Raw genomic sequence first — 24690 nt, 5'->3', positions numbered from 1 at the left:
TTTCAGAGTCAACCCTGAATTTCAGGATTTTTCTCTTCAACCGGACCGGCTGTTTGTGTGAAGTGATTCACATCCGCCGTATCGATGGAGGCGCATTATAGGGAGTCGTCTCAGGAAGACAAGCGGAAAAATGCAGATTTATTTCAACCGCTCACCTTTTGAGCACAACGCTTACTTTTACTGCTGTTTTATCGCTAAAGGCAGGTCTGCCAGACTATTAATCACCCAATCCGCGGCATTTTCTGCTTCTGGCGTCACAGGCTTACCGGTACGTACCAACACTTTGGTTCCGACCCCTGCTGCCAGCGCGGCCTGCATGTCTTCTAATTTATCGCCCACCATATAAGACGCCGCCATATCAATATGCAGAAAATCGCGAGCAGAGATCAGCATGCCTGGATGCGGTTTACGACAATCGCAAACCTGACGAAACTCCTCTACGCTTCCCTGTGGGTGATGGGGACAATAATAGATACCGTCGAGATCAACATCGCGGTCTGCCAGCGACCAGTCCATCCATTCTGTTAAGGTTTCAAACTGCGCTTCAGTAAATTTGCCGCGCGCAATGCCGGACTGGTTGGTGACAACCACCAGCGCATAGCCCATTTTTTTAAGTTCACGCATGGCGTCAATGACACCGTCGATGAATTCGAATTCGTCGATCTCATGTACGTAGCCGTGGTCCACATTGATAGTGCCGTCGCGGTCGAGAAAAATTGCGGGTACAGACTTTGCCACCTTTTATAGCTCCTGAATAAGGCATGTGGCGCTAGTATCGCATTTTTCGGCAGGCAAGAAAGTGCTCATCGTAGAAAGCCTGATTGATTTAGACGTCTGGATGCCTTAACATCCATTTTGTTGACGGCGATTCACCGCTTCAGACAGACAAAAATGCTACGGCTAACTTCATTACGATAATAAATAATCAATGATTAAACTTTCGAATATCACCAAAGTGTTCCAACAAGGGACCCGCACCATTCAGGCGTTGAACAATGTCAGCCTGCATGTCCCTGCCGGACAAATTTACGGTGTGATTGGCGCATCAGGCGCCGGTAAAAGTACGCTAATCCGCTGTGTCAACCTGCTGGAGCGCCCGACAGAGGGGAGCGTGTTGGTAGGCGGGCAGGAGCTGACCACGCTTTCTGAATCTGAGCTGACCAAAGCGCGTCGCCAGATCGGCATGATTTTCCAGCACTTTAATCTGCTGGCCTCCCGTACGGTTTTCGGCAACGTGGCGCTGCCGCTGGAGCTGGACAACACGCCGAAAGAGGAGATCACACGTCGCGTGACCGAATTGCTGGATCTGGTGGGTCTGGGCGATAAGCACGACAGTTACCCGGCCAATCTTTCCGGTGGTCAAAAACAGCGTGTGGCGATTGCCCGTGCGCTGGCAAGCCAGCCCAAAGTGCTGCTGTGCGACGAAGCCACCAGCGCACTGGACCCGGCAACCACACGTTCGATCCTCGAATTACTGAAGGACATTAATCGTCGTCTCGGTCTGACCATTCTGCTGATCACACACGAGATGGATGTGGTTAAGCGTATCTGTGACTGCGTGGCCGTGATCAGCAACGGCGAACTGATAGAACAGGATACGGTCAGTGAAGTGTTTTCCCACCCGAAGACCCCGCTGGCGCAAAAATTTATCCAGTCCACGCTGCATCTCGACATTCCGGAAGATTATCTGGAGCGTCTGAAACCAACCCCCGAAGCCGATAGCGTACCGATGCTGCGCATGGAGTTCACCGGTCAGTCGGTTGATGCGCCGCTGCTTTCCGAAACAGCGCGTCGCTTTAACGTCAATAACAACATTATTAGCGCGCAGATGGATTACGCCGGCGGCGTGAAGTTCGGCATTATGCTGACGGAAATGCACGGCGCTCAAGAAGAAACACAAGCCGCCATTGCCTGGCTGCAAGAACACCATGTAAAAGTAGAGGTACTGGGTTATGTCTGAACCGATGATGTGGTTGCTGGTTCGTGGCGTCTGGGAAACGCTGGCGATGACCTTTGTATCCGGATTCTTTGGTTTCGTTATCGGTTTACCGGTTGGCGTGTTGCTCTACGTCACGCGTCCCGGGCAAATTATCGAAAACGCGAAGCTCTACCGCATTCTTTCCGCGGTGGTGAATATCTTCCGGTCAATTCCGTTTATTATTCTTCTGGTCTGGATGATTCCGTTTACTCGCGTCATTGTCGGAACCTCAATCGGACTGCAGGCCGCGATTGTGCCGCTTACCGTTGGCGCCGCGCCGTTTATCGCCCGCATGGTGGAAAACGCGCTGCTGGAAATCCCAACAGGATTGATTGAAGCGTCACGCGCGATGGGTGCGACGCCGCTGCAAATCGTGCGTAAAGTTCTGCTGCCCGAAGCGCTGCCGGGTCTGGTGAACGCGGCGACTATCACGCTGATTACCCTTGTCGGCTATTCAGCCATGGGAGGCGCTGTGGGCGCTGGCGGTCTGGGCCAGATCGGTTACCAGTATGGCTATATCGGCTACAACGCGACCGTGATGAACACGGTGCTGGTATTACTCGTCGTTCTGGTTTATTTAATTCAGTTCGCAGGCGATCGCATCGTTCGGTCTGTAACGCACAAGTAACGTTAACCACAACACAAATAACTCATTAAGGAAATAAGCATGGCGTTCAAATTCAAGACCTTTGCGGCAGTAGGAGCCCTGATTGGTTCTCTGGCTCTTGTGGGTTGCGGACAGGATGAGAAAGATCCCAACCACATCAAAGTGGGCGTTATCGTCGGTGCTGAACAGCAGGTTGCCGAAGTTGCGCAGAAAGTCGCAAAAGAAAAATACGGGCTGGACGTAGAACTGGTGACGTTCAATGACTACGTGCTGCCTAACGAAGCGCTGAGCAAAGGCGACATTGATGCCAACGCCTTCCAGCACAAACCGTATCTGGATCAGCAGATCAAAGATCGCGGCTACAAACTGACGCCTGCGGGCAATACTTTTGTCTACCCGATTGCGGGCTACTCCAAAAAAATCAAATCGCTGGATGAACTGCAGGATGGCGCTCAGGTCGCCGTACCAAACGATCCGACCAACCTCGGTCGTTCGCTGCTGCTACTGCAAAAAGTGGGTTTGATCCAACTGAAAGACGGCGTGGGCCTCCTGCCAACCTCACTGGACATTGTCGGAAACCCGAAAAATCTGAAAATTGTCGAACTGGAAGCCCCGCAACTGCCCCGTTCTCTTGATGATGCGCAGATCGCCCTGGCGGTGATCAACACCACCTATGCCAGCCAGATCAACCTGACCCCGGCGAAAGACGGTATCTTTGTGGAAGACAAAGATTCCCCGTACGTCAACCTGATCGTCACCCGTGAAGATAACAAAGATGCGGAAAACGTGAAGAAATTCGTGCAGGCCTATCAGTCTGACGAAGTCTACGAAGCTGCCAATAAAGTCTTTAACGGCGGCGCGGTGAAAGGCTGGTAATTTTTAGGCTCTTTTCTCAAACTGTAATATCATTCAGGACGGGCACTTGCCCGTCTTGTCATTTATGCAAGCTCCTGATTCAATATCTGACAGTTAGATCATTCATTGAGGAAATATTATGCGTGCTTTACCGATCTGTTTATTGGCACTCATGCTGAGCGGCTGTTCCATGCTAAGCAGATCCCCCGTTGAACCTGTTCAAAGCACTCCAACCCCACCTAAAGCGGAGCCGGAAAAACCTAAAGCGCCGCGCGCAGCTCCTGTCAGAATTTATACCAGTGCTGAAGCGCTGGTCGGCAAGCCGTTCCGCGACCTGGGTGAAGTCAGCGGCGACTCATGCCAGGCAACGAATCAGGATTCTCCACCGAGCATCCCTACGGCGCGTAAGCGTATGCAGATTAACGCGTCAAAAATGAAAGCGAATGCCGTCCTGCTGCACAGCTGTGAAGTGACCAGCGGTACGCCGGGCTGCTACCGTCAGGCTGTCTGCATTGGTTCTGCGCTTAACATTTCGGCTAAATGAGTCATTTTCAGTTTGAGCAAATCGGTGTCATTCGCTCACCTTACAAAGAAAAGTTCGCCGTCCCTCGCCAGCCGGGTCTGGTAAAGAGCGCGCATGGCGAACTGCACCTGCTGCCGCCCTTTAATCAGGCCGATGCCGTCCGTGGTCTGGAAGCGTTCAGCCATCTGTGGGTGCTCTTTGTGTTTCATCAGACAATGGAAGGCGGATGGCGTCCGACCGTACGTCCGCCTCGCCTTGGCGGCAATGCGCGCATGGGGGTCTTTGCCACCCGCTCGACGTTTCGCCCAAACCCTGTCGGCATGTCGCTGGTTGAGCTAAAGGACATTTCCTACCACAAAGAACGCGTCATTCTGAAGCTCGGCAGTCTGGATCTGGTTGATGGAACGCCGGTTATCGACATTAAGCCTTATTTGCCGTTCGCCGAATCGCTTACAGATGCCCGGGCCAGCTATGCGCAACATGCGCCAGTGGCCGAAATGCAGGTAAGCTTTAGTGATGAACTTGAGCGGCAATTCCCGACGCTGGAAAAACGCTACCCGCAGCTTAAAACATTTATTCGCGATGTGCTGGCGCAGGATCCGCGTCCCGCTTATCGTAAAGGTGAAGAAACAGGGAAAACGTACGCGGTCTGGTTGCATGATTTCAACGTGCGCTGGCGCGTAACGGAAACGGGATTTGAAGTCTTTGCGCTCGAACCCCGCTAATTTCATGCCCTTCTCTTTTGACATCCCTTTCTCGCTGGTAAACTAAATCACTTTTTTTGTGTCAGGCTCACGTTGAGCCTGTTCGATCGTCCAACTGGAACCGTAACAACATGCGTACTAGCCAATATCTGCTCTCCACTCTGAAGGAGACACCTGCCGACGCCGAGGTTATCAGCCATCAGCTGATGCTGCGCGCCGGGATGATCCGCAAGCTCGCCTCCGGGTTATATACCTGGCTGCCGACTGGCCTGCGCGTTCTGAAAAAAGTCGAAAACATCGTGCGTGAAGAAATGAACAACGCCGGCGCGATCGAGGTGTCTATGCCAGTGGTTCAGCCAGCTGACCTGTGGCAAGAGAGTGGCCGTTGGGAACAGTACGGTCCGGAACTGCTGCGTTTTGTTGACCGTGGCGAGCGTCCGTTCGTACTCGGCCCAACCCACGAAGAAGTCATCACCGATCTGGTGCGTAACGAACTCAGCTCATATAAGCAGTTGCCGCTGAACTTCTTCCAGATCCAGACGAAGTTCCGTGACGAAGTGCGTCCGCGTTTCGGCGTCATGCGCTCCCGCGAGTTCCTGATGAAAGATGCCTATTCTTTCCACACCTCGCAGGAATCCTTGCAGGAAACCTACGACGCGATGTACGCCGCCTACAGCAAAATCTTCACCCGTATCGGTCTGGAATTCCGCGCAGTGCAGGCTGACACGGGTTCGATTGGCGGTAGCGCGTCTCACGAATTCCAGGTGCTGGCGCAGAGTGGCGAAGATGACATTATCTTTTCTGACACCTCCGATTACGCCGCCAACATCGAGCTGGCCGAAGCCGTCGCGCCAAAAGCCCCGCGCGCTGCCGCGACGCAGGAGATGACGCTGGTTGATACGCCAAACGCGAAAACTATCGCGGAGTTAGTTGAACAGTTTGCTCTGCCGATTGAGAAAACCGTGAAAACGCTGTTGGTGAAAGCGGTTGAAGGCAGCAGCTATCCGCTGGTCGCGCTGCTGGTTCGCGGCGATCACGAACTGAATGAAGTTAAAGCGGAAAAACTGCCGCAGGTCGCCAGCCCGCTGACCTTCGCAACCGAAGCGGAAATCCGCGCCATCGTCAACGCAGGCCCGGGTTCACTTGGTCCGGTCAACATGCCGATCCCGGTTGTCATCGACCGTACCGTTGCGGCGATGAGCGATTTCGCGGCAGGCGCTAACGTTGACGGCAAGCACTACTTCGGCATCAACTGGGATCGCGACGTGGCAACGCCGGAAGTGGCAGACCTCCGTAACGTGGTCGCAGGCGATCCGAGCCCGGATGGTCAGGGTACGCTGCTTATCAAGCGCGGCATCGAAGTGGGTCATATTTTCCAGTTGGGTACCAAATACTCCGAGGCGCTGAAAGCCGCCGTTCAGGGTGAAGATGGCCGTAACCAGATCCTGACCATGGGCTGCTACGGAATCGGCGTAACACGTGTGGTTGCAGCCGCGATTGAGCAAAACTACGACGAGCGCGGCATCGTGTGGCCCGACGCTATCGCACCGTTCCAGGTCGCTATTCTGCCTATGAATATGCATAAATCTTACCGTGTGCAGGAACTGGCGGAAAAACTGTATGCCGAACTGCGAGCCCAGGGCATTGAAGTGCTGATGGACGACCGTAAAGAACGTCCAGGCGTGATGTTCGCGGATATGGAGCTGATCGGTATTCCTCACACTATCGTGCTGGGCGACCGTAACCTCGACAATGACGACATCGAATACAAATATCGTCGTAATGGCGAGAAGCAATTGATTAAAACCGGTGACATCGTTAGCTATCTGGTTAAACAGATCAAAGGCTGATGCACAAAAAACCCCGCAGCCGCGGGGTTTTTCTTTTTCATACTCATGCACTATTGCTGAGCACAGCTTTTACCCGGCATAAACGTAATCGCTTTATCCGCGTTCAGGGTCTTCACTGGCGCTCCCGTGTCCGGGTTGGCTTCAAGCGTGAAGTGCCCTTCCACCGACAACAGGACGGGTTTTTCGCTGTTCCCCCTGGCAGCAAGATAACCGCGCTCAAGCTCGGCGTTATTCGCCACAGAAACACGCTTACCGGTTGCACAATCGGTAAAGGTCGCTGCATCTGCCATATAGAAATACATACCGCGCATCGGCATTGGGGTTACCGGTAAAGTGGCCTTCACGGGTTCAAGCGTATAGTTAAACTGCGACTCAACCGGGTTGCCTTCACGGTCGAGCATCTCAAGCGCATCGCCTTTAGCGCGATAATACGCTTTCTCGCCCTTACTGTCGGTGAGCACCAGCTTATCGGCGGTCCGCGCCCAGGTACCATAGGAAGCAAAGGAAGATGGTTCGTCACGGACGCCCTGGTAGCGTTCATTCATCACCCAGGTGCCATCTTTTTCAAGAAACAACGAGGTTTCAATTCCTTCACAATCTGCGCACGGTAAAATGCCCCGCCAGCTTTGCTGCATCGGTTTAAGTTCCGCAGCCTGCGTCGGTTGCAGGACATCGACTTCTGAACGGTTGTTACAACCTAACAATGAAAAAAGCGAAAGCGCTGCTATCGCCGAAATGAGTGTCTTTTTCACCCCGAATTCCTTCTGCATTTTTATTCCTGCCCGTCAATCCACGCGACGGACTTTACCGCGGAGGGCTTTCACTGTGGATTTTTGCGCTTTCGAAGACAATCTTCGTTCTTTCGAGGCGCGCGTTGGCCGGGTTGCCCGTCGGCTTTTTTGTTCCGCGGTGAGTTCTTTGATCACTGCCACCAGTCGGGCCAGCGCCGCTTCACGGTTTAGCGTCTGGCTTCGGTATTCCTGCGCCTTAATGATAATGACGCCATCAGGGCTAATCAGGTGATGACTGGCAGCAAGTAAACGTTCTTTGTAATACTCTGGCAGGCCAGAGGCCCGGATGTCAAAACGCAAATGGATCGCCGTTGAGGCTTTATTCACATGCTGTCCGCCTGCGCCCTGCGCGCGAATTGCCGTAATTTCCAGCTCATCATCGGCGATAGAGACGTTTCGCGAAATAACAATCATGCCGGTTGTTGCCAGGCAGCCAGATGAATTTCCAGATTATTCTGAGCATCCGAAAGCCAGATGGCTCCGTCCTGAATGGTGGCTTGCAACGTCATCGTCCGTTCCGCGAAGGCGCTTAACTTCGCCAGTTGCTCATCATTAAGATACCAGACTGCCAGATTCGGAAACTGTGCGCACTTATTCTGGTTCTGCTGCCACCAGATCTGCGCCGCTCGGCTGTTGTAAGCAAACAGCGCAACGTTTTTCGCCTGGGTGCAGGCTTTCTTGATCCGCCGCTCTTCCGGTAACCCCAGTTCAATCCACAGATCGATCCCCAAATGGTCGTTACGCAGCCAGGCTTCCGGCTCGTCTTCTGCGCTCAAACCTCGCGTAAACTGCAAGCGCTCATCCGCATATTTGATCCACGCCAGCAGGCGCAGCATCATGCGCTCCTGGGTTTCTGAAGGATGACGGGCCAGCGTCAACGGCGCGTCCAGAAACTGGTTGCGGTCCAGGTCCGCCACATTTACCACGGCTTTGTATATTGTCGCTTTAAGCGCCATGAAAAAACTCCTTTCGAATCAGGCAAACATTGTAACGAAAACGACGACAAAAGGCTGTTAATGGTTCGGCTATCAAGCTGCTGATTTCGGCGGAATGGCTGTGGTATAGTCACCTTGCTAAACAGAGTTTATCTTCGTAGGCTTAGACTTGCATCCACGGTGAAGTCAGAATACTGACAGGAGGGCATGTGGAAAAATATTGTGAGTTAATACGCAGGCGGTATGCGGAAATAGCCAGCGGAGACTTAGGGTATGTCCCGGATGCGCTGGGGTGCGTTTTAAAGGTGCTTAACGAAATGGCCGCAGACAGCGACCTTTCAGAGTCGGTCAGGGAAAAGGCGGCGTATGCTGCTGCGAACTTACTGGTGAGCGATTATGTCAATGAATGAAACATATCAACCCATCAACTGCGATGACTACGACAACCTTGAGCTCGCCTGCCAGCATCATCTGTTGCTGACGCTGGAACTGAAAGATGGCGAAGTTCTGCAGGCAAAAGCCAGCGATCTGGTGTCGCGTAAAAATGTGGAATACCTGATTACCGACGTTGCAGGTGAAACGCGCGAACTGCGTCTCGACAAAATCGCCAGCTTCAGTCACCCGGAAATCGGTACCGTGGTGGTCAGCGAATCCTGAATAGTGGTCGCCGGATGGCGCTACGCTTACCCGGCCTACAATGTGCGGTTACTGTAGGAGGAATAAGCGTAGCGCCATTCGGCATTTTAGTCTGCTTCCCGCCATAACAGCTGTAGTCCCTCTTCCTCCACCGCCATCCCTTCATCAGTGACAAAAACGCCAGCGGCAGCAATGAGCATATCGCCGTAAAACAGCAAAGGCGTAGTATCACGTCGCCAGGGTGGAACACCGAGTTCCTGCCAAACCTTCTTCAGCTTACGTCCACCGTTCCGTCCGACGATATGCAGCAGGCCCGGCGCTTTAAAGCGAATGGAAACCGGTTCATCCGTTCGCGGTGTTCTCAGTTCACCGCCGGGCGCCAGCGCGACTTCGCCCAGCCCGGCGGGCAGCATGAGCGGCTTGCGCCTGTCTCGCCATGCCAGCGTCGTTTCACTCTGACCGCCAACCGATTTTATCCACCACAGCTGCGCCTGGTAGCGGCGAACCTCATACGCGCCAAAACGCAAACAGGGCGCAGCGTCTTCACGCGCCAACGCCACTTCCTGCCAGATGCGCTCAAGGCCGTCACGCGAGGGCATCGGCGCATCCTTCGTCGCCAGCCAGCGGCGGATCACTGCGGCGCGGCGAGACTGGCTCATCGACAGCAGCGGCGCAAGCTGAAGCGTACCGTGCGGGGTCATGCAGCCTGACAGCTCTTCCGCCAGCAGTTCATCCAGCAGGCTTTCCTGGCTGGCGCACAGCGCCGCGCTGCGCGCCGTCGCTTCAGCAAAATGCGGCCAGCGCTGTTGCAGAAGCGGCAGCACACGCAGACGCAGGAAGTTACGATCGAAGGCATCATCCTGATTGCTTTCATCTTCAATCCAGCGAAGCTGATGATCCGTTGCCCACTTTTCCAGGTCGCGACGGCTTTGCTGCAGCAAGGGACGAATAAGGTGGGTACCCGCAAACGTGGACACCTCGGCCATTGCGGAAAGTCCCGCCGGCCCACTACCGCGCTTGAGCGCCAGCAGAAATGTTTCACATTGATCGTCAAGATGCTGGGCGGTCGCCAGCACTTCCCCTGGCAACAGCGCCTGTGCGAATGCTTTATAGCGCGCCTGTCTGGCATGCGCTTCCGTGCCCAGCCCTTCATGCGCCAGCTGTACGCGCTCAACCACCAGCGGCACCTGCCACTGCGCGCATACCGCCTCACAGTGCGCCACCCACGCATCGGCATGAGTGCTCAGCCCGTGATGAATATGAATCGCCCGTAGCGTGATACCTGGCTGCTGGGCCCGCCATTGCACGAGTTGATGCAGAAGAACGGTAGAGTCCAGCCCGCCGCTGTATGCGACGAGAATTTGCTGAGCGCTAAACAGTGAAGTCTTCAGGGTGAGTGTAGTCATGGCGATTATTTACAGTGACGTTGCCCGGCACGTTACCGGGCAATCCTCGCGATCGCAAGTCTCACTGTTCATACAGTTCGAGCGGCAGGCCATCCGGATCGTTAAAAAAGGTGAAACGTTTGCCGGTAAACGGATCAACGCGTACAGCTTCGCATTTGACGTTTTTCGCCGCAAGGTGCGCGATAGCCTTCTCCACGTCATCAACGCTGAAAGCCAGATGGCGCAAACCGCAGGCCTCCGGTCGGCTTGGGCGCTGCGGCGGAAAGGGGAACGAAAACAGCTCAATGACATATTGCCCGTTCAGCGCGAGATCGCCTTTCCAGGAATCACGCTCCTCTCTGTAAGCTTCACTCATCAGGGTAAAGCCCAGCACATCGCAGTAGAACGCCTTACTTACCGCATAGTCGGTGGCGATAATTGCAATATGATGAACCTGTTTTAATCCCAGCATAGTGTCAGTGTCTCCATGTTATGTTATCTGCACGTTACCCGCCCGGGGTCCGCGAAAGCAAGCCGTTACGCGCTTTTTAAGACTCGTACGTGGTACACGCCATCATCATCCTGTTTTGCGCCGTGAATATCCGTTTCAAAGCCAGGATAGTGGTGCCCTATCGAGCAGAGCATCAGGAGAAAGTCGAGCACCGCGCGGCTCTGCTCGGTGATCATCTCCCCCGGCATCAGCAGCGGCACGCCCGGCGGATACGGCAGGATCATATTAGCTGACACTCGCCCAACCAGTTGATCCAGCGTTACCGTCTGCACCTCGCCTTTGATCTGCCGCTGCCACGCCTGATGCGGCGTCATAATCATATCCGGCAGCGTGTCGAACGCCCGCAGCATGAGCCCGGAAAGATCGTGTTGGCGAATCAGTTTATGGATCCCCTGCGCCAGATCCTGAATGCGCATATTGCGATAAAAATCAGGATCTTCAGCGTACAGATCCGGCAACATGTTCTTCACTCGCAGGTTAAGATCATAGGCCCGCTTAAATTCGGTCAAACCGCGCAACAGTCCCATTGCCCGGGTTTTATCAATACCGATACTGAACAAAAACAGTAAATTGTAGGGGCCGGTTTTCTCAACGACCACGCCGCGTTCATCAAGAAATTTCGCCACCAGCGCGGCGGGGATGCCCTCATCGCTCATGTTCCCTTGCTCATCCATCCCCGGCGTCAGGATCGTGACTTTCACCGGATCGAGAAACATATGATCGTCGTCGGCGTCGGTGAAACCGTGCCAGTCCGCGCCTGGCGCGACAGGCCAGCATTCGGCTTCATCGACCTCCTCCGGCTGCCAGATATCAAAGAACCAGCCCTCGGACTCCTCTCGAAGCCGCTGAATCTCTTTGCGAAAATGCAGCGCCCGCTCCACCGAGCGGTTAATTAACCGCTTGCCCGGGTTACCGCGCAGCATCGCCGCTGCCGTTTCAATGGAGGCGACAATGGGATAGCTCGGCGAAGTGGAAGTGTGCATCATAAACGCTTCATTAAAGGTCTCTTCGTCGTACTCACCTTTAATATGAATCAGAGAAGCCTGGGATAGCGCGGCCAGCATCTTGTGCGTCGATTGCGTTTCGAAAATCACTTTGCCGGGCACCCGATCGCCGCTCATGCCGCTTTTACCCTGGTAGATGGGATGAAAATGCGTATATGGCACCCAGGCGGAATCAAAGTGGATCGACGGCACATCCAGCGTCTGCTTGATCCAGTTGGTGTTGTAGAGCAAGCCGTCATAAGTTGAGTTGGTAATGACGGCGTGTACCGGCCACTGCGCCTGCGGCGTTTCGGTGACTTTACGTTCAATACTCGCGCGCGTGAACTCGCGTCGGGGGATGCCGCCCAGGATGCCGAGCGCATTCCGCGTCGGTTTCAGCCATAAAGGGACAACGTCGCTCATCATCAACAAATGCGCCAGCGACTTATGGCAGTTGCGGTCAATCAGCAGCGTGCTTCCCGTCGGCGCGGCGTACATGCCAACGATTTTATTCGATGTCGATGTCCCGTTGGTCACCATGTAGCTCTGTTCAGCGCCGAAGGTGCGGGCAATATACTCCTCGGCTTCCAGATGCGGGCCGCTATGATCGAGCAGCGAACCGAGTTCAGTGACAGAAATCGAGACATCCGCCTTCAGCGTATTGCCGCCGAAAAAATCATAGAACAGACAGCCTACCGGACTCTTTTGATAGGCGGTTCCCGCCATGTGTCCCGGCGTACAGAAGGTGTATTTCCCCTCTTTCACATAGGTGAATAACGCTTTGGTGAAAGGCGGCGTAATATTGTCGAGATACTCACCGGTATATTGACGGATACGCGTGGCGATATCTTCCGCCTGTCCCAGCGCGTACTCAAAAAACCACAGCGCCATACGCATATCATGTACGCTGACATCCATGGTGGAATGGGTATTGATAAAAGCGTACAGCGGCAGATATTCGTTTAACTGATTAATGTCGCTGCACAGATCGAGACTGTATTCATCCCAGTCAAAAATAACGCCGCAAATACGCGGATTGTGTTCAATAAACTTCAGCAGGTCGACGCTGTTTTGTGGCCAGATAATCTGGAACCCTTGCGATTGCAGCGCGCGCTCAAGCTCCTTAATGGGCTCATCTTTATAAAAAACGCCGTGCGGTCCCATAATGGCAATGATATTCATGCGCTCCTCCTGGAAAATCCTTAGCTAATCATAGACTGTTCAAACCGCAGGTAAAAAAAAGGGCCACAATTCGTGGCCCTTTTCAGAATGGTCAACGCTTACGCGTAGCCGTAGCTCATCAGACGCTGATAGCGACGGTTTTTCAGATCGTCAGTGCTTAGCACATCAAGATCCGCAAGGTCAGCCAGCAGTTGCGCTTTCAGCGACGCGGCCATTGCTTCCGGGTTACGGTGCGCGCCGCCCAGCGGTTCCTGAATAATGGAATCGATCAGCTTCAGCTCTTTCAGGCGTGGCGCGATAATCCCCATCGCTTCTGCGGCCAGCGGCGCTTTATCTGCGCTTTTCCACAGAATGGACGCACAGCCTTCCGGAGAGATAACCGAATAGGTGCTGTATTGCAGCATATTCACTTTGTCACCCACACCGATCGCCAACGCGCCGCCGGAGCCGCCTTCACCGATAACGGTGCAGATGACCGGCACGCTGAGGCGCGACATTTCGCGCAGGTTACGCGCGATGGCTTCAGACTGGCCGCGCTCTTCCGCCCCGACGCCCGGGTAAGCGCCCGGGGTGTCAATGAAGGTCACAATCGGCATCTTAAAACGTTCGGCCATTTCCATCAGACGCAGCGCTTTACGGTAGCCTTCTGGCGCCGGCATACCGAAGTTACGACGGATTTTTTCTTTGGTTTCACGGCCTTTCTGATGGCCAATGACCATCACCGGACGACCATCCAGACGCGCGATACCGCCGACAATTGCTTTGTCGTCCGCATAAGCGCGGTCGCCCGCCAGTTCGTCAAATTCCTCAAACGCCAGGCGAACATAATCCAGGGTGTAAGGACGCTGCGGGTGGCGCGCCAGTTGGGCTACCTGCCATGCGCCGAGATCGGCGAAGATTTTGCGCGTCAGTTCTACGCTTTTTTCACGCAGACGATGCACTTCTTCATCGATGTTAATATCCAGTTTCTCGTCCTGACGGCTCACCGCAGTCAGAGAATCGATTTTTGCTTCCAGCTCGGCAATCGGCTGTTCAAAATCAAGGAAATTCAGACTCATAGTATTCCTGTATTAGTCAAACTCCAGTTCCACCTGCTCCGAACCAATGAGGCCACGGAGATCGTTGAGTAAACGATCGCTCGGAGAAACGCGCCACGTCGCGCCAAAACGCAACCGCGCGCGCGCATCCGCCCTCTGATAGTAGAGATGTACTGGAATTGTCCCCGAGCGGTGGGGTTCCAGAGACTGACGGAGTCGGTTTAAAAGCTGGTCATCAATTTGCCTGTCCGTCAGCGAGATAGCAAGCCCGCGAGCATATTTTTCCCGGGCCTCGTCAATATCCATCACTTCGCGGGCGGTCATTTTAAGCCCCCCGCTGAAGTCATCAAAGCTGACCTGTCCGCTGACGATAAGTATGCGGTCTTTTTCCAGCAGTTGCTGGTATTTATCCAGAGCGTCGGTAAATAACATGACTTCAAGACGTCCGGAACGGTCATCCAGCGTACAGATGCCGATACGATTGCCGCGCTTGGTGACCATAACCCTTGCGGCAATGACGAGCCCCGCAGCCGTGGTGACTTTACCACGTTCTGTCGGATGCATGTCTTTCAGCCTGTAGCCTCCGACATAGCGCTCAATTTCTTTTAAATACTGGTTGATGGGGTGCCCCGTCAGGTACAGACCCAACGTTTCGCGCTCGCCATCCAGCACCACTTGTTCCGGCCACGGCTGGCAGCTGGCGTAGGACTGCTCAATTTGTTCCGGCTCTTCCGCCAGTACGCCGAACATATCGGCCTGACCAATCGCTTCCGCTTTGGCATGTTGATCGGCGGCCTTTAACGCATCGCCGAGCGAATTCATCAACGCGGCGCGGTGGGGTCCCAGGCGGTCAAACGCCCCGGACATAATTAACTTTTCCAGTACCCGGCGGTTCAGTTTTTTGGTGTCAGTACGGGCGCAAAGATCGAACAGCTCGCGGAAGTATCCGCCGTTGTTGCGCGCCTCGATGATCGCCTCAATCGGGCCTTCACCAACACCTTTGATCGCGCCGATCCCGTAAACGATCTCACCTTCGTCGTTAACGTGAAAGTGATACAGGCCGGAATTGATGTCCGGCGGCAGGATCTTCAGCCCCATCCGCCAACATTCGTCCACCAGACCTACCACTTTTTCCGTGTTATCCATATCGGCGGTCATAACCGCCGCCATAAATTCGGCGGGATAGTGCGCCTTCAGCCATAGCGTCTGATAGGAGACCAGCGCATACGCGGCGGAGTGTGACTTGTTAAATCCGTAACCGGCGAATTTCTCCACCAGGTCAAAGATTTTCATCGCCAGTTCGCCGTCGATCCCGTTTTTCTTTGCGCCCTCTTCAAAGACAGATCGCTGTTTGGCCATCTCTTCCGGCTTTTTCTTACCCATCGCACGACGTAACATGTCCGCGCCGCCTAGGGTATAACCAGACAGCACCTGGGCGATCTGCATGACCTGTTCCTGATACAGGATGATGCCATAGGTCGGTTCCAGTACGGGCTTCAGGCTTTCGTGCTGCCACTGTACGTCAGGATAAGAAATTTCTTCACGCCCGTGCTTACGGTCGATGAAGTTATCCACCATCCCCGACTGCAGCGGGCCCGGGCGGAACAGCGCCACCAGCGCGATCATATCTTCAAAGCAGTCAGGTTGCAGACGCTTGATCAAATCTTTCATGCCGCGGGATTCAAGCTGGAACACCGCCGTGGTTTCCGAGCGTTGCAGCATGTCGAAGCTTTTCTTGTCATCCAGCGGGATGGCCGCAATATCCAGCGGCGGCTCGCCGTTTTTCTCACGACGGGCGTTAATCATTTCCAGCGCCCAGTTGATAATCGTGAGCGTTCGCAGGCCGAGGAAGTCAAACTTCACCAGCCCGGCGTATTCCACGTCGTTTTTATCAAACTGCGTAACCGGGTGCAGCCCCTGCTCATCGCAATACAGCGGCGCAAAATCGGTAATTTTCGTCGGGGCGATAACCACACCACCGGCGTGCTTACCGGCGTTACGCGTGACGCCCTCCAGCTTACGCGCCATGTCGATCAGCGCTTTGACCTCTTCGTCGGCTTCGTAGATTTCCGGCAGTTGCGGCTCAGCTTCAAACGCTTTTGCCAGCGTCATGCCCGGATCTGGCGGCACCAGCTTTGAAATACGGTCTACGAAGCCATACGGATGGCCCAGCACGCGGCCCACGTCGCGGATAACCGCTTTCGCCGCCATGGTACCGAAAGTAATAATCTGCGATACCGCATCACGCCCATACATATCCGCCACGTGCTCGATCACCTGGTCGCGTTTCTCCATACAGAAGTCAACGTCGAAGTCAGGCATCGAAACACGCTCCGGGTTAAGGAAGCGTTCGAACAGCAGGTCAAATTCCAGCGGGTCGAGGTCGGTGATTTTCAGCGCGTAGGCCACCAGCGATCCCGCGCCGGAACCACGGCCTGGCCCGACCGGCACGCCGTTATCCTTCGACCACTGGATAAACTCCATCACGATCAGAAAGTAGCCGGGGAACCCCATCTGGTTAATAACCTGTAGCTCAATGTCCAGACGCTCGTCATATTCCGGGCGGCGTTTTTTACGCTCTTCTGCATCCGGAAACAGGAATTCAAGACGCTCTTCAAGACCTTCTTTCGATTTCTTGACCAGATAGTCTTCGGTGGTCATATCACCGGTCGGAAACTGCGGCAGGAAATATTCGCCCAGACGCACCGTCACGTTACAGCGTTTGGCGATCTCAACGGTGTTTTCCAGTGCTTCCGGAATGTCCGAGAACAGCTCGCACATCTCCTCTTCCGTACGCATATACTGCTGCGGCGAATAGTTACGTGGGCGCTTAGGATCGTCGAGAGTAAAACCGTCGTGAATGGCGACGCGAATTTCATGCGCGTCAAAATCATCGCTGTTAATAAAGCGCACGTCGTTGGTAGCGACGACCGGCAAGCCGCGCGCTTCCGCCAGTTCTACGGCTGCGTGCAAATAGCTTTCTTCATCCTGTCTGCCGGTACGGATCAGCTCAAGGAAGTAACGATCCGGGAAATGCGTTTCATAGAACGAGACGCACTCTTCAACCAGCGCGCTATTACCCCGCAACAGGCTGCGGCCAACGTCGCCCATGCGTCCACCGGAAAGCAGAATTAACCCCTCTTTCAGTTCGATCAACCAGTCGCGATCGATAACCGGACCCGCCGCGCCGTAGCCGCGTTGATAGGCTTTAGAAATGAGCAGCGTAAGGTTCTGGTAACCGGTGTTATTCGACGCCAGCACCGTTAAATGGGTGAGTTCTTCGCCCATTTGTTCGCTCTGAACGTGGAAATCGGCGCCAACAATGGGTTTAATCCCGGCGCCATGACCCGCCCCGTAGAACTTCACCAGACCGCAAAGGTTGGTAAAATCGGTGATCGCCAGCGCGGGCATGCCCAGTGCGGCCGCCTTTTTCACCAGCGGTCCGGTTTTGGCCAGCCCATCGATCATGGAGTAGTCGCTGTGCACCCGTAGGTGGACGAAACGAGGTTCAGACATCTTCAGATTCCTTTAACCCAGAGATCAGGACGCGAGTCCCAGTGCGCGTTTGACCGGGCCAAAGCTGCGTCGATGGTGCTCTGTCGCGCCATGAGCAGCCAGCGCCTCCAGATGAAAAGCGGTTGGATACCCTTTGTGCTGGGCAAAACCGTACTGCGGGAAAACGCTATCCAGCGCGGCCATTTCCGCATCCCGCGTGACTTTCGCCAGAATAGACGCAGCGCTGATTTCCGCCACACGGCTGTCGCCTTTTACCACCGCCATTGACGGTACCGGCAGCGCGGGGCAGCGATTGCCGTCGATGAGCACGTATTCCGGCGCAATATGCAGACCAGCGACCGCACGCTGCATCGCCAGCATGGTGGCATGAAGAATATTCAGCTCATCTATCTCATGCGGCTCCGCACGGCCCAGACTCCAGCTTAACGCTTTTTCTTTGATTTCGTCATACAGCGCCAGACGGCGCTTTTCAGATAATTTTTTAGAATCGTTAAGACCCACAATCGGACGCGTCGGGTCGAGAATCACAGCGGCTGTCACCACCGCGCCGACCAACGGTCCCCGTCCAACTTCATCCACACCGGCGACTAAATGCATGTGCGGATAAACAAATTCGATCATTGTGCTAACTCCAGAACCGCGTCAGCCGCCTGCTCGTCGGCATTGCAGCGGATCTGCTGATGCAGCTCGCGGAAAGTATCATGCATCGCATGGCTGGTTTTACCGTTAGCCAGAAGCGGCAGTAGCGCTTGCGCGAGTTTCTGCGGCTCGCACTCTTCCTGCAGCAGCTCTTTGACGAGTTCTCTCCCTGCCAGCAGATTCGGCAACGACACATAGTCGGTTTTCACCAGCCGCTTCGCCAGCCAGAAGGTAAACGGCTTCATGCGATAGCCTACCACCATCGGGCACTTCGCCAGCATACACTCAAGCGCGGCGGTTCCCGACGCCAGCAGCGCGGCGTCGCTGGCGACCATCGCTTCGCGTCCCATCCCGTCAAGCAGATGCACGGACAGTTCCGGTGCGACATCCGCTTTGATTTTCTCAAACTGTTCACGCCGTTTGGCATTCACTAACGGCACCACGACTTCGAGATCGGGGTAATGCTGACGCAAAAGCTGCGCCGTTTTCAGGAAGTCGGCGCTGAGCATCTCCACTTCTGCGCCACGGCTACCAGGCAGCAACGCCAGGCAATGGGCGTCATGCGGAATGCCCAGGACATCACGGGCCGCGTTTTTATCCGGGTCAAGCGGCATGGCATCCGCCATCGTGTGTCCAATAAAACGGCACGGCACGTTATATTTATCGTAAAACGCTTTTTCGAAAGGCAGAAAAGCCAGCACCATATTGGTGGATCTGCCTATTTTGAAAACACGTTTCTGCCGCCACGCCCAGACGGACGGACTGACATAATGAATGGTTTTGATACCCTGTTTTTTCAGGTTGCCTTCCAGGGTGATGTTGAAGTCAGGCGCATCAATCCCTACAAAGACATCCGGCTTAAGCCCGGTAAAACGACGGGTTAAATCGGCGCGAATGTGCAGCAGGCGACGGAGGCGTCCAAGCACCTCAACAATCCCCATAACCGCCAGTTCTTCCATTTCGTACCAGGCTTCACAGCCTTCAGCCTGCATACGCGGACCCGCTACGCCGACAAAACGGGCGTGGGGGACACGCGCCTTCAGGGCGCGGATCAAGCCTGCGCCAAGAATATCGCCGGAGGTTTCTCCGGCGACCAGGGCAATCGTTAAAGGACGCTGTTCAGCCATTAACGAATCAAACCGCGCGTTGAGCGGGCAAAAAAGTCGCTGAACGGTTGCACTTCCGGATACTGCTTCGCCAGCTCGGCGATTTCCGGTTTTGCTTCATCCAGCGTTTTACCGCTGCGATACAGCGCTTTATATGCGTTGCGGATCGCGGTGATCGCTTCGCGGGTAAAGCCGCGGCGCTTCAGCCCTTCAATGTTCACGCCAAACGGCGTGGCGTGGTTGCCCTGTGCGATAACGAACGGCGGAACGTCCTGAGCGACGCCAGAACAGCCGCCCACCATCACGTGCGCGCCGATAATACAGAACTGGTGCACGGCGGTCATGCCGCCGATGATGACGTAATCGTCCAGCGAAACATGGCCCGCGAGGGTTGCGTTATTCGCCAGAATACAGCGATCGCCTATTGTGCAATCGTGCGCCACGTGGGCGTTGATCATCAGCAGGTTATCGCTGCCCACCTTCGTTAATCCACCGCCCTGCACCGTGCCACGATGAATGGTTACGCTTTCGCGAATGCGGTTACGATCGCCAATTTCCACACGGGTCGGTTCACCAGCGTATTTCAGATCCTGGTTCACTTCACCGATAGAGGCGAACTGATAAATCTCGTTATCACGGCCAATTTTGGTGTGGCCATTCACGACAACGTGAGACTTCAGTACGGTACCCTCACCAATTTCAACATGGGGTCCAACGAGACAAAAAGGTCCAATGTGGACGTTAGCGCCAAGAGAAGCGCCTTCTTCCACAATGGCGGTTGGATGAATAAAGGCGGATTTATCAATCACGTATCAGGCCTCCCGGCTACGAGCGCACATCATCGTTGCTTCGCAAACTACTTTACCGTCGACCAGAGCAACCCCTTTGAAGCGGGTCAGGCCACGGCGCGTTTTCTCGAAAGTCACTTCCATGATCATCTGATCGCCAGGCACGACAGGACGCTTAAAGCGCGCTTCATCAATACCTGCGAAATAGTAAAGCTCTCCCGGCTCCAGTTTACCCACGCTTTTAAACGCCAGAATACCGGTAGCCTGTGCCATTGCTTCCAGAATCAGAACGCCCGGAAAGATCGGCTTGCCCGGGAAATGTCCCTGGAAAAACGGCTCGTTAACGGAAACATTCTTCACTGCGCGGAGAAAGCGACCTTCTTCAAAATCCAGCACCCGATCCACCAGCAAAAACGGGAAACGGTGCGGCAGAAGTTCTAAAATCTCTTCAATGTGCAGAGTATGAGTGTTAGTAGTCAAAATACTCTTCCTGTCCAAATATACTAAAAGCCAATAATAACACGGCCTGCCGCAATCGTATGAATGCCGACAGGCCGTAAAGTATGTGTGACCGGGTGAGAGTTTAGTCTTGTTGATTAACCTTGCGCTCAATCGCTTTGAGACGCTTGCTCATATCATCAATGTTCATCACCAGTGCGGCTGTCTTACGCCATACTTTGTTAGGTTGCAGCGGAATGCCTGAGGAATAGACGCCAGGCTCCGTGATGGGACGCATCACCATCCCCATGCCCGTCACCGTCACCTTGTCGCATATTTCCATATGGCCATTAATGACGCTGGCGCCGCCAATCATACAGTAACGGCCAATCTTCAGGCTGCCCGCCATAATGACGCCACCGGCAACCGCCGTATTGTCGCCAATCACAACGTTATGCGCAATCTGACACTGGTTATCGATGATAACACCGTTGCCGATCACCGTATCATCCAGCGCACCACGGTCGATGGTGGTACAGGCGCCGATCTCCACGCGATCGCCAATAATGACGCGACCAAGCTGCGGAATCTTCACCCAGTTGCCGCGATCGTTGGCATAGCCAAAACCGTCAGCGCCAATCACCGTACTGGACTGGATCAGGCAATTCTCACCTATCTGGATGTCGTGGTAAACCGTTACATTCGCCCATAAACGCGAGCCGGCACCAATTTTCGTATTTTTCCCGACGAAGCAGCCCGCGCCGATAACCACGTTATCGCCCAGCGCTACGCCTGATTCAATGACCGCATTTGCGCCGATTGAAACATTGCTACCCAGCGTCGCCGTCGCATCCACCACCGCACTTGGTGCGATATTCTGCGCCGGCTGCGGCGTGGTATCTAAAATTTGCGCCATTCGCGCATACGTGAGGTAGGGATTCTTCACTACCAGCGCGGCGCTTTTAGCAAAAGGAAGATCGTCCTGCGTCATGACAACGGCAGACGCCTGGCATAACGCCAGGTGCTCACGGTATTTCGGATTCACCATGAACGTAATGTGACCCGTTTGCGCAGATTGCATGGACGCAACGCCGGTGATGACGATATCGCCATCACCGTGTAATTCTGCATCCAACTGCTCTGCTAAATCAGACAGTCGAATTGAAGGCATTACTTATTTAACCTGTTTCAGTACGTCAGCAGTAATATCTTTTACATCGCTGCTGTTGTAAGCAACGCTGTTCGCGTCAACGACCAGATCGATGCTCTGGCTGTTCGCAACGGATTTCACCGCAGTCTGGATACGGGTAACCAGTTTGCCACGTTCTTCGTTGGAACGACGTGCGCGATCCTGCTCAAAAGCCTGCGCTTTCTGAGAGAACGTCTGGCGCTGCGCCATCACGTCTTTTTCCAGCTTGGTACGTTCGCCACCTGCTTTCATGGACTGCAGACGCTGCATTTTGGACTGCAGGTCAGTTTCCATACGTTGCAGTTCGCTGGCGCGGCTTTTGAACTCGTTTTCCAGCGTTTTGGAAACGCCAGTCTTCTGCGCAACCTGCTGGAACAGGCTACCCATGTTGACGATTGCAATTTTGTCAGCAGCCTGTGCAGACGTAACCATTGCTAAACCGAGACCTGCCGCTAATAACCACTTTTTCACAATAAACTCCTTACCATCCCATTTGCACCCGAAGGTGCAGTTCTTTGCGTGGCCAGGCGACCCCATGCAAGATCGCCTAAAGTCATCGCTACACTACCATTACATTCCCTTGTGAAGAACCGTTACCAGGTTTTACCAATGTTAAACTGGAACTGTTCTGCTTTGTCTCCATCGTACTTTTTAAACGGCTGGGCGTAGGAGAATACCAACGGCCCCAATGGGGACATCCATTGTAATGCGATACCAGCGGACATACGGATATTGCTCGGATCGCTGTAATCAGGATAGCCTGAGAAACGGCTGGAATCCCAGTTTGTATCCCAAACGGTACCCATATCCCAGAAGAAGGAGGTACGTACCGAGTTCGCGTATTTATCGCTGATAAACGGCGTTGGGGTAATGAACTCAAGGCTGGCGACAGCCATTGCGTTACCGCCCACTGCGTCATCGGATTCACACGGCGCCGTGTTGGTGCTTGCACATTCGTTATCGTAGTCATCATCGCCATCATGACGGCTGCTGGCTGGCAGATAGACCGCTTTCGGACCGATGGTGTTCGACTGGAAACCACGTACGGTGCTGGAGCCGCCCGCATAGAAGTTTTCATAGAACGGCATCTCTTTGCCGCCGATACCATCACCGTAACCCCAACGCGTACGACCCAGCACAACCCATTTATGGTCGTCGTCGATCGGCACATAAGTCGCGGTGTCCAGCGTCGCTTTGTAGTATTCGTTATCAGAACCCGGAATGGTCACTTTACCGTTCAGGTTGATACGCGTACCTTCCGTCGGGAAGAAGCCACGGTCGAGTTTGTTATACGTCCAGCCGTAGTTAAAGGTGAAGTCATCCGCGGCGAAGCTGTTGCGATCGTTCGTCGGATCCGGGTTTTCCCCCATCGAGTTCAGATAACGCCACATGGCGACCTGCGGCTGCATGTTGGACAGTTTGTTATGCACATAACCGAGGCCCGCGCGCAGCGTGTTGTATTCATTCACCGGGAAGCCCAGCGTCACGTCCGTACCGTAGCTCTTGTTGGTATAGTCGGACAGATCGGCGTCATCCGCCTGGAAATCGTTATAGAACACGCGACCGCCGAGACTGACGCCGTCAACGGTGAAGTACGGGTTGGTCACAGACAGTTCGGTATAGGTCTGGTAGTCGTTCTTCGTACCATTGATCCCTACCGCATAACCGGTACCCAACCAGTTATCCTGCTGTACGCCCGCCTGGAAGCTGACGCCGCTTTCTGTACCGTAACCGATACCGAAGTTGAAGCTACCGGTGTTACGCTCTTTCACCTTGTAGACCACGTCCACCTGGTCCGGGCTACCCGGAACGCGCTGGGTGTCAGTATCGACGGTTTCGAAGTAACCTAAACGGTTCAGACGTTCTTTACCCTGGTCGACCAGATCGCTGCCCAGCCATGCCCCTTCCATCTGACGCATTTCACGACGCAGAACGGCATCTTTAGAGGTGTCATTGCCTTCAAAACGGATCTTACGTACGTAGAAACGGTTACCCGCATCAACGTTGACGCGCAGGTTAACGGTTTTATCCGTATCGTTGATTTCCGGCTGAGACTGAACGCGTGGATAGGCGTAACCATAGCGACCAAGAAGCTTTTTAATGTCATCTTCCATTTTGGTCACTTTGGTGCCGTTATACAGCTCGCCCGGCTCGATTTTGGTCAGGCTTTCGATCTCAGCAGAGTGACCCGCCAGGTTACCGCTCACCTGCACGCCAGAAAGCTTGTACTGATCGCCTTCCGTGACGTTAACGGTGATATAAATGCCTTTCTTGTCCGGCGTCAGGCTGACCTGAGTAGAGTCAATGTTGAAGCGCGCGTAGCCGCGATCCAGATAGTAGCTGCGCAAGGTCTCTAAGTCGCCCGCCAGTTTCTGTTTCTGGTATTTGCGATCGCCGACCACATTCCACCACGGCACTTCGTCGCGCAACTGGAAGTGAGAGATCAGTTCGTTGGTACTGAAAGCATGGTTGCCAACGATGTTGATCTGCTGGATCTTCGCGGACACGCCTTCCTGGAAGACCAGTTTCAGGTCAACACGGTTACGCGGCAGCGGAGTCACCACCGCTTTAACGCTGGCGCTGTATTTACCGACACTGTAGTAGAAGTCTTCCAGCCCTTTTTCGATATCGGCAATGGTGGTGCGATCCAGAGATTCGCCGACACGCACGCCAGACGCCTCGAGGTTTTGCTTCAGCATATCGTCTTTCACCGATTTGTTACCGGAGAACGTGATGCTGGCAATAGTCGGGCGTTCTTTTACCTGAACCAGAAGGGTATCACCATCACGAAGGACGCGGACGTCCTCAAAGTTGCCGGTGGCAAACAGAGCGCGAATGGTATTACTGATATCTTCATCATTAACCGTGTCGCCTGTGCGCACCGGCATACTGAGGAGGGCCGCACCAACGGCGACACGCTGCAGGCCTTCGAAATGAATGTCCTTCACTACGAACCCTTCAGCACCGTATACGGTGGCGCTGCTAAACAGCAGCGACGCTATGAGCAACTTTTTCATCGCCATCGTTATTATGCGTT

The 24690-nt window shown here is 54.3% G+C and carries 24 protein-coding genes; 8 read left to right on the top strand and 16 right to left on the bottom strand.

Annotated elements, in window-relative coordinates:
• Window positions 1-177: 177 nt before the first annotated feature.
• The gene (gmhB, locus tag OGY07_RS17040; protein WP_042289808.1) at window positions 178-738 is read right to left on the bottom strand and encodes a D-glycero-beta-D-manno-heptose 1,7-bisphosphate 7-phosphatase; all 561 of its coding nucleotides are present in this window, start codon (window positions 736-738) and stop codon (window positions 178-180) included.
• Window positions 739-928: 190 nt separating this feature from the next.
• Here gmhB and metN point away from each other — a divergent pair, with 190 nt between their 5' ends.
• The 6 genes from metN to proS all read left to right on the top strand — a co-directional run bounded on the left by metN (window position 929) and on the right by proS (window position 6517).
• A complete protein-coding gene (gene metN / locus OGY07_RS17035; protein WP_286601859.1) occupies window positions 929-1960 on the top strand; it encodes a methionine ABC transporter ATP-binding protein MetN in 1032 nt (343 codons plus the stop codon).
• Window positions 1953-2606, top strand: a complete 654-nt coding sequence (locus tag OGY07_RS17030; RefSeq protein ID WP_042289812.1) for a methionine ABC transporter permease MetI — start codon at window positions 1953-1955, stop codon at window positions 2604-2606. The genes metN and OGY07_RS17030 overlap by 8 nt, the downstream gene beginning before the upstream one ends.
• A gap of 39 nt (window positions 2607-2645) precedes the next feature.
• Entirely contained in the window at window positions 2646-3461 is an 816-nt protein-coding gene (gene metQ / locus OGY07_RS17025; protein WP_060570041.1) for a methionine ABC transporter substrate-binding lipoprotein MetQ, read from the top strand.
• Between the two features lie 118 nt (window positions 3462-3579).
• Complete coding sequence (gene rcsF / locus OGY07_RS17020; RefSeq protein WP_042289817.1) at window positions 3580-3984, top strand: envelope stress sensor lipoprotein RcsF; 405 nt, start codon at window positions 3580-3582, stop codon at window positions 3982-3984.
• Window positions 3981-4688 (top strand): tRNA (N6-threonylcarbamoyladenosine(37)-N6)-methyltransferase TrmO, encoded by a 708-nt coding sequence (tsaA, locus tag OGY07_RS17015; RefSeq protein WP_286601855.1) that lies wholly within the window; start codon window positions 3981-3983, stop codon window positions 4686-4688. Before rcsF ends, tsaA begins: the two co-directional genes overlap by 4 nt.
• A 110-nt stretch (window positions 4689-4798) precedes the next feature.
• The gene (gene proS / locus OGY07_RS17010; protein WP_060570039.1) at window positions 4799-6517 is read left to right on the top strand and encodes a proline--tRNA ligase; all 1719 of its coding nucleotides are present in this window, start codon (window positions 4799-4801) and stop codon (window positions 6515-6517) included.
• A gap of 50 nt (window positions 6518-6567) precedes the next feature.
• On the opposite strand, the gene nlpE is transcribed toward proS, so the two are convergent.
• From nlpE to OGY07_RS16995, 3 genes are read right to left on the bottom strand one after another with little or no spacing between them, the layout of a single operon-like run.
• Window positions 6568-7269, bottom strand: a complete 702-nt coding sequence (gene nlpE, locus OGY07_RS17005; RefSeq protein ID WP_248316138.1) for an envelope stress response activation lipoprotein NlpE — start codon at window positions 7267-7269, stop codon at window positions 6568-6570.
• Between the two features lie 33 nt (window positions 7270-7302).
• Window positions 7303-7722, bottom strand: coding sequence for an alternative ribosome rescue aminoacyl-tRNA hydrolase ArfB (gene arfB / locus OGY07_RS17000; protein ID WP_042289827.1), 420 nt, complete (start codon window positions 7720-7722; stop codon window positions 7303-7305).
• Entirely contained in the window at window positions 7719-8264 is a 546-nt protein-coding gene (locus OGY07_RS16995) for a YaeQ family protein (RefSeq protein ID WP_286601851.1), read from the bottom strand. Before OGY07_RS16995 ends, arfB begins: the two co-directional genes overlap by 4 nt.
• Before the next feature lie 188 nt (window positions 8265-8452).
• Here OGY07_RS16995 and OGY07_RS16990 point away from each other — a divergent pair, with 188 nt between their 5' ends.
• Together OGY07_RS16990 and rof are read left to right on the top strand one after the other, a co-directional pair.
• Window positions 8453-8653 carry a YaeP family protein gene (locus OGY07_RS16990; protein WP_042289831.1) on the top strand — a complete coding sequence of 67 codons (201 nt, stop codon included), beginning with the start codon at window positions 8453-8455 and terminating at the stop codon, window positions 8651-8653.
• Window positions 8640-8900, top strand: a complete 261-nt coding sequence (gene rof, locus OGY07_RS16985; RefSeq protein WP_042289833.1) for a Rho-binding antiterminator — start codon at window positions 8640-8642, stop codon at window positions 8898-8900. Before OGY07_RS16990 ends, rof begins: the two co-directional genes overlap by 14 nt.
• Before the next feature lie 86 nt (window positions 8901-8986).
• Here rof and tilS read toward each other — a convergent pair whose 3' ends face one another.
• From tilS to bamA, 12 genes are all read right to left on the bottom strand, one after another.
• A complete protein-coding gene (gene tilS, locus OGY07_RS16980; RefSeq protein WP_286601848.1) occupies window positions 8987-10285 on the bottom strand; it encodes a tRNA lysidine(34) synthetase TilS in 1299 nt (432 codons plus the stop codon).
• A 61-nt stretch (window positions 10286-10346) separates the two neighbouring features.
• Complete coding sequence (locus OGY07_RS16975) at window positions 10347-10736, bottom strand: VOC family protein (RefSeq protein ID WP_042289838.1); 390 nt, start codon at window positions 10734-10736, stop codon at window positions 10347-10349.
• A gap of 65 nt (window positions 10737-10801) precedes the next feature.
• The gene (gene ldcC, locus OGY07_RS16970) at window positions 10802-12940 is read right to left on the bottom strand and encodes a lysine decarboxylase LdcC (protein ID WP_286601844.1); all 2139 of its coding nucleotides are present in this window, start codon (window positions 12938-12940) and stop codon (window positions 10802-10804) included.
• A gap of 98 nt (window positions 12941-13038) precedes the next feature.
• Entirely contained in the window at window positions 13039-13998 is a 960-nt protein-coding gene (gene accA, locus OGY07_RS16965; protein ID WP_042289841.1) for an acetyl-CoA carboxylase carboxyl transferase subunit alpha, read from the bottom strand.
• 12 nt (window positions 13999-14010) lie between these two features.
• Complete coding sequence (dnaE, locus tag OGY07_RS16960) at window positions 14011-17493, bottom strand: DNA polymerase III subunit alpha (protein WP_042289844.1); 3483 nt, start codon at window positions 17491-17493, stop codon at window positions 14011-14013.
• 24 nt (window positions 17494-17517) lie between these two features.
• Entirely contained in the window at window positions 17518-18114 is a 597-nt protein-coding gene (gene rnhB / locus OGY07_RS16955; RefSeq protein WP_286601842.1) for a ribonuclease HII, read from the bottom strand.
• Window positions 18111-19259: a lipid-A-disaccharide synthase gene (gene lpxB / locus OGY07_RS16950; RefSeq protein ID WP_199956855.1), complete on the bottom strand. Its 1149-nt coding sequence runs from the start codon at window positions 19257-19259 to the stop codon at window positions 18111-18113. The genes rnhB and lpxB overlap by 4 nt, the downstream gene beginning before the upstream one ends.
• Window positions 19259-20047 carry an acyl-ACP--UDP-N-acetylglucosamine O-acyltransferase gene (gene lpxA, locus OGY07_RS16945; protein ID WP_042289853.1) on the bottom strand — a complete coding sequence of 263 codons (789 nt, stop codon included), beginning with the start codon at window positions 20045-20047 and terminating at the stop codon, window positions 19259-19261. Before lpxA ends, lpxB begins: the two co-directional genes overlap by 1 nt.
• Before the next feature lie 3 nt (window positions 20048-20050).
• Window positions 20051-20506, bottom strand: coding sequence for a 3-hydroxyacyl-ACP dehydratase FabZ (gene fabZ / locus OGY07_RS16940; RefSeq protein ID WP_003018528.1), 456 nt, complete (start codon window positions 20504-20506; stop codon window positions 20051-20053).
• A gap of 103 nt (window positions 20507-20609) precedes the next feature.
• Window positions 20610-21635, bottom strand: a complete 1026-nt coding sequence (gene lpxD, locus OGY07_RS16935) for a UDP-3-O-(3-hydroxymyristoyl)glucosamine N-acyltransferase (RefSeq protein ID WP_199956857.1) — start codon at window positions 21633-21635, stop codon at window positions 20610-20612.
• 3 nt (window positions 21636-21638) lie between these two features.
• Window positions 21639-22124 (bottom strand): molecular chaperone Skp, encoded by a 486-nt coding sequence (gene skp, locus OGY07_RS16930; protein ID WP_042289857.1) that lies wholly within the window; start codon window positions 22122-22124, stop codon window positions 21639-21641.
• Window positions 22125-22246: 122 nt separating this feature from the next.
• Window positions 22247-24676: an outer membrane protein assembly factor BamA gene (gene bamA, locus OGY07_RS16925; RefSeq protein WP_042289859.1), complete on the bottom strand. Its 2430-nt coding sequence runs from the start codon at window positions 24674-24676 to the stop codon at window positions 22247-22249.
• Between the last annotated feature and the right edge of the window lie 14 nt (window positions 24677-24690).

Source organism: Citrobacter sp. Cs237 (assembly GCF_030332325.1).
Lineage (GTDB): Bacteria > Pseudomonadota > Gammaproteobacteria > Enterobacterales > Enterobacteriaceae > Citrobacter_A > Citrobacter_A sedlakii.
This window is presented reverse-complemented; position numbering and strand designations above follow the sequence as displayed.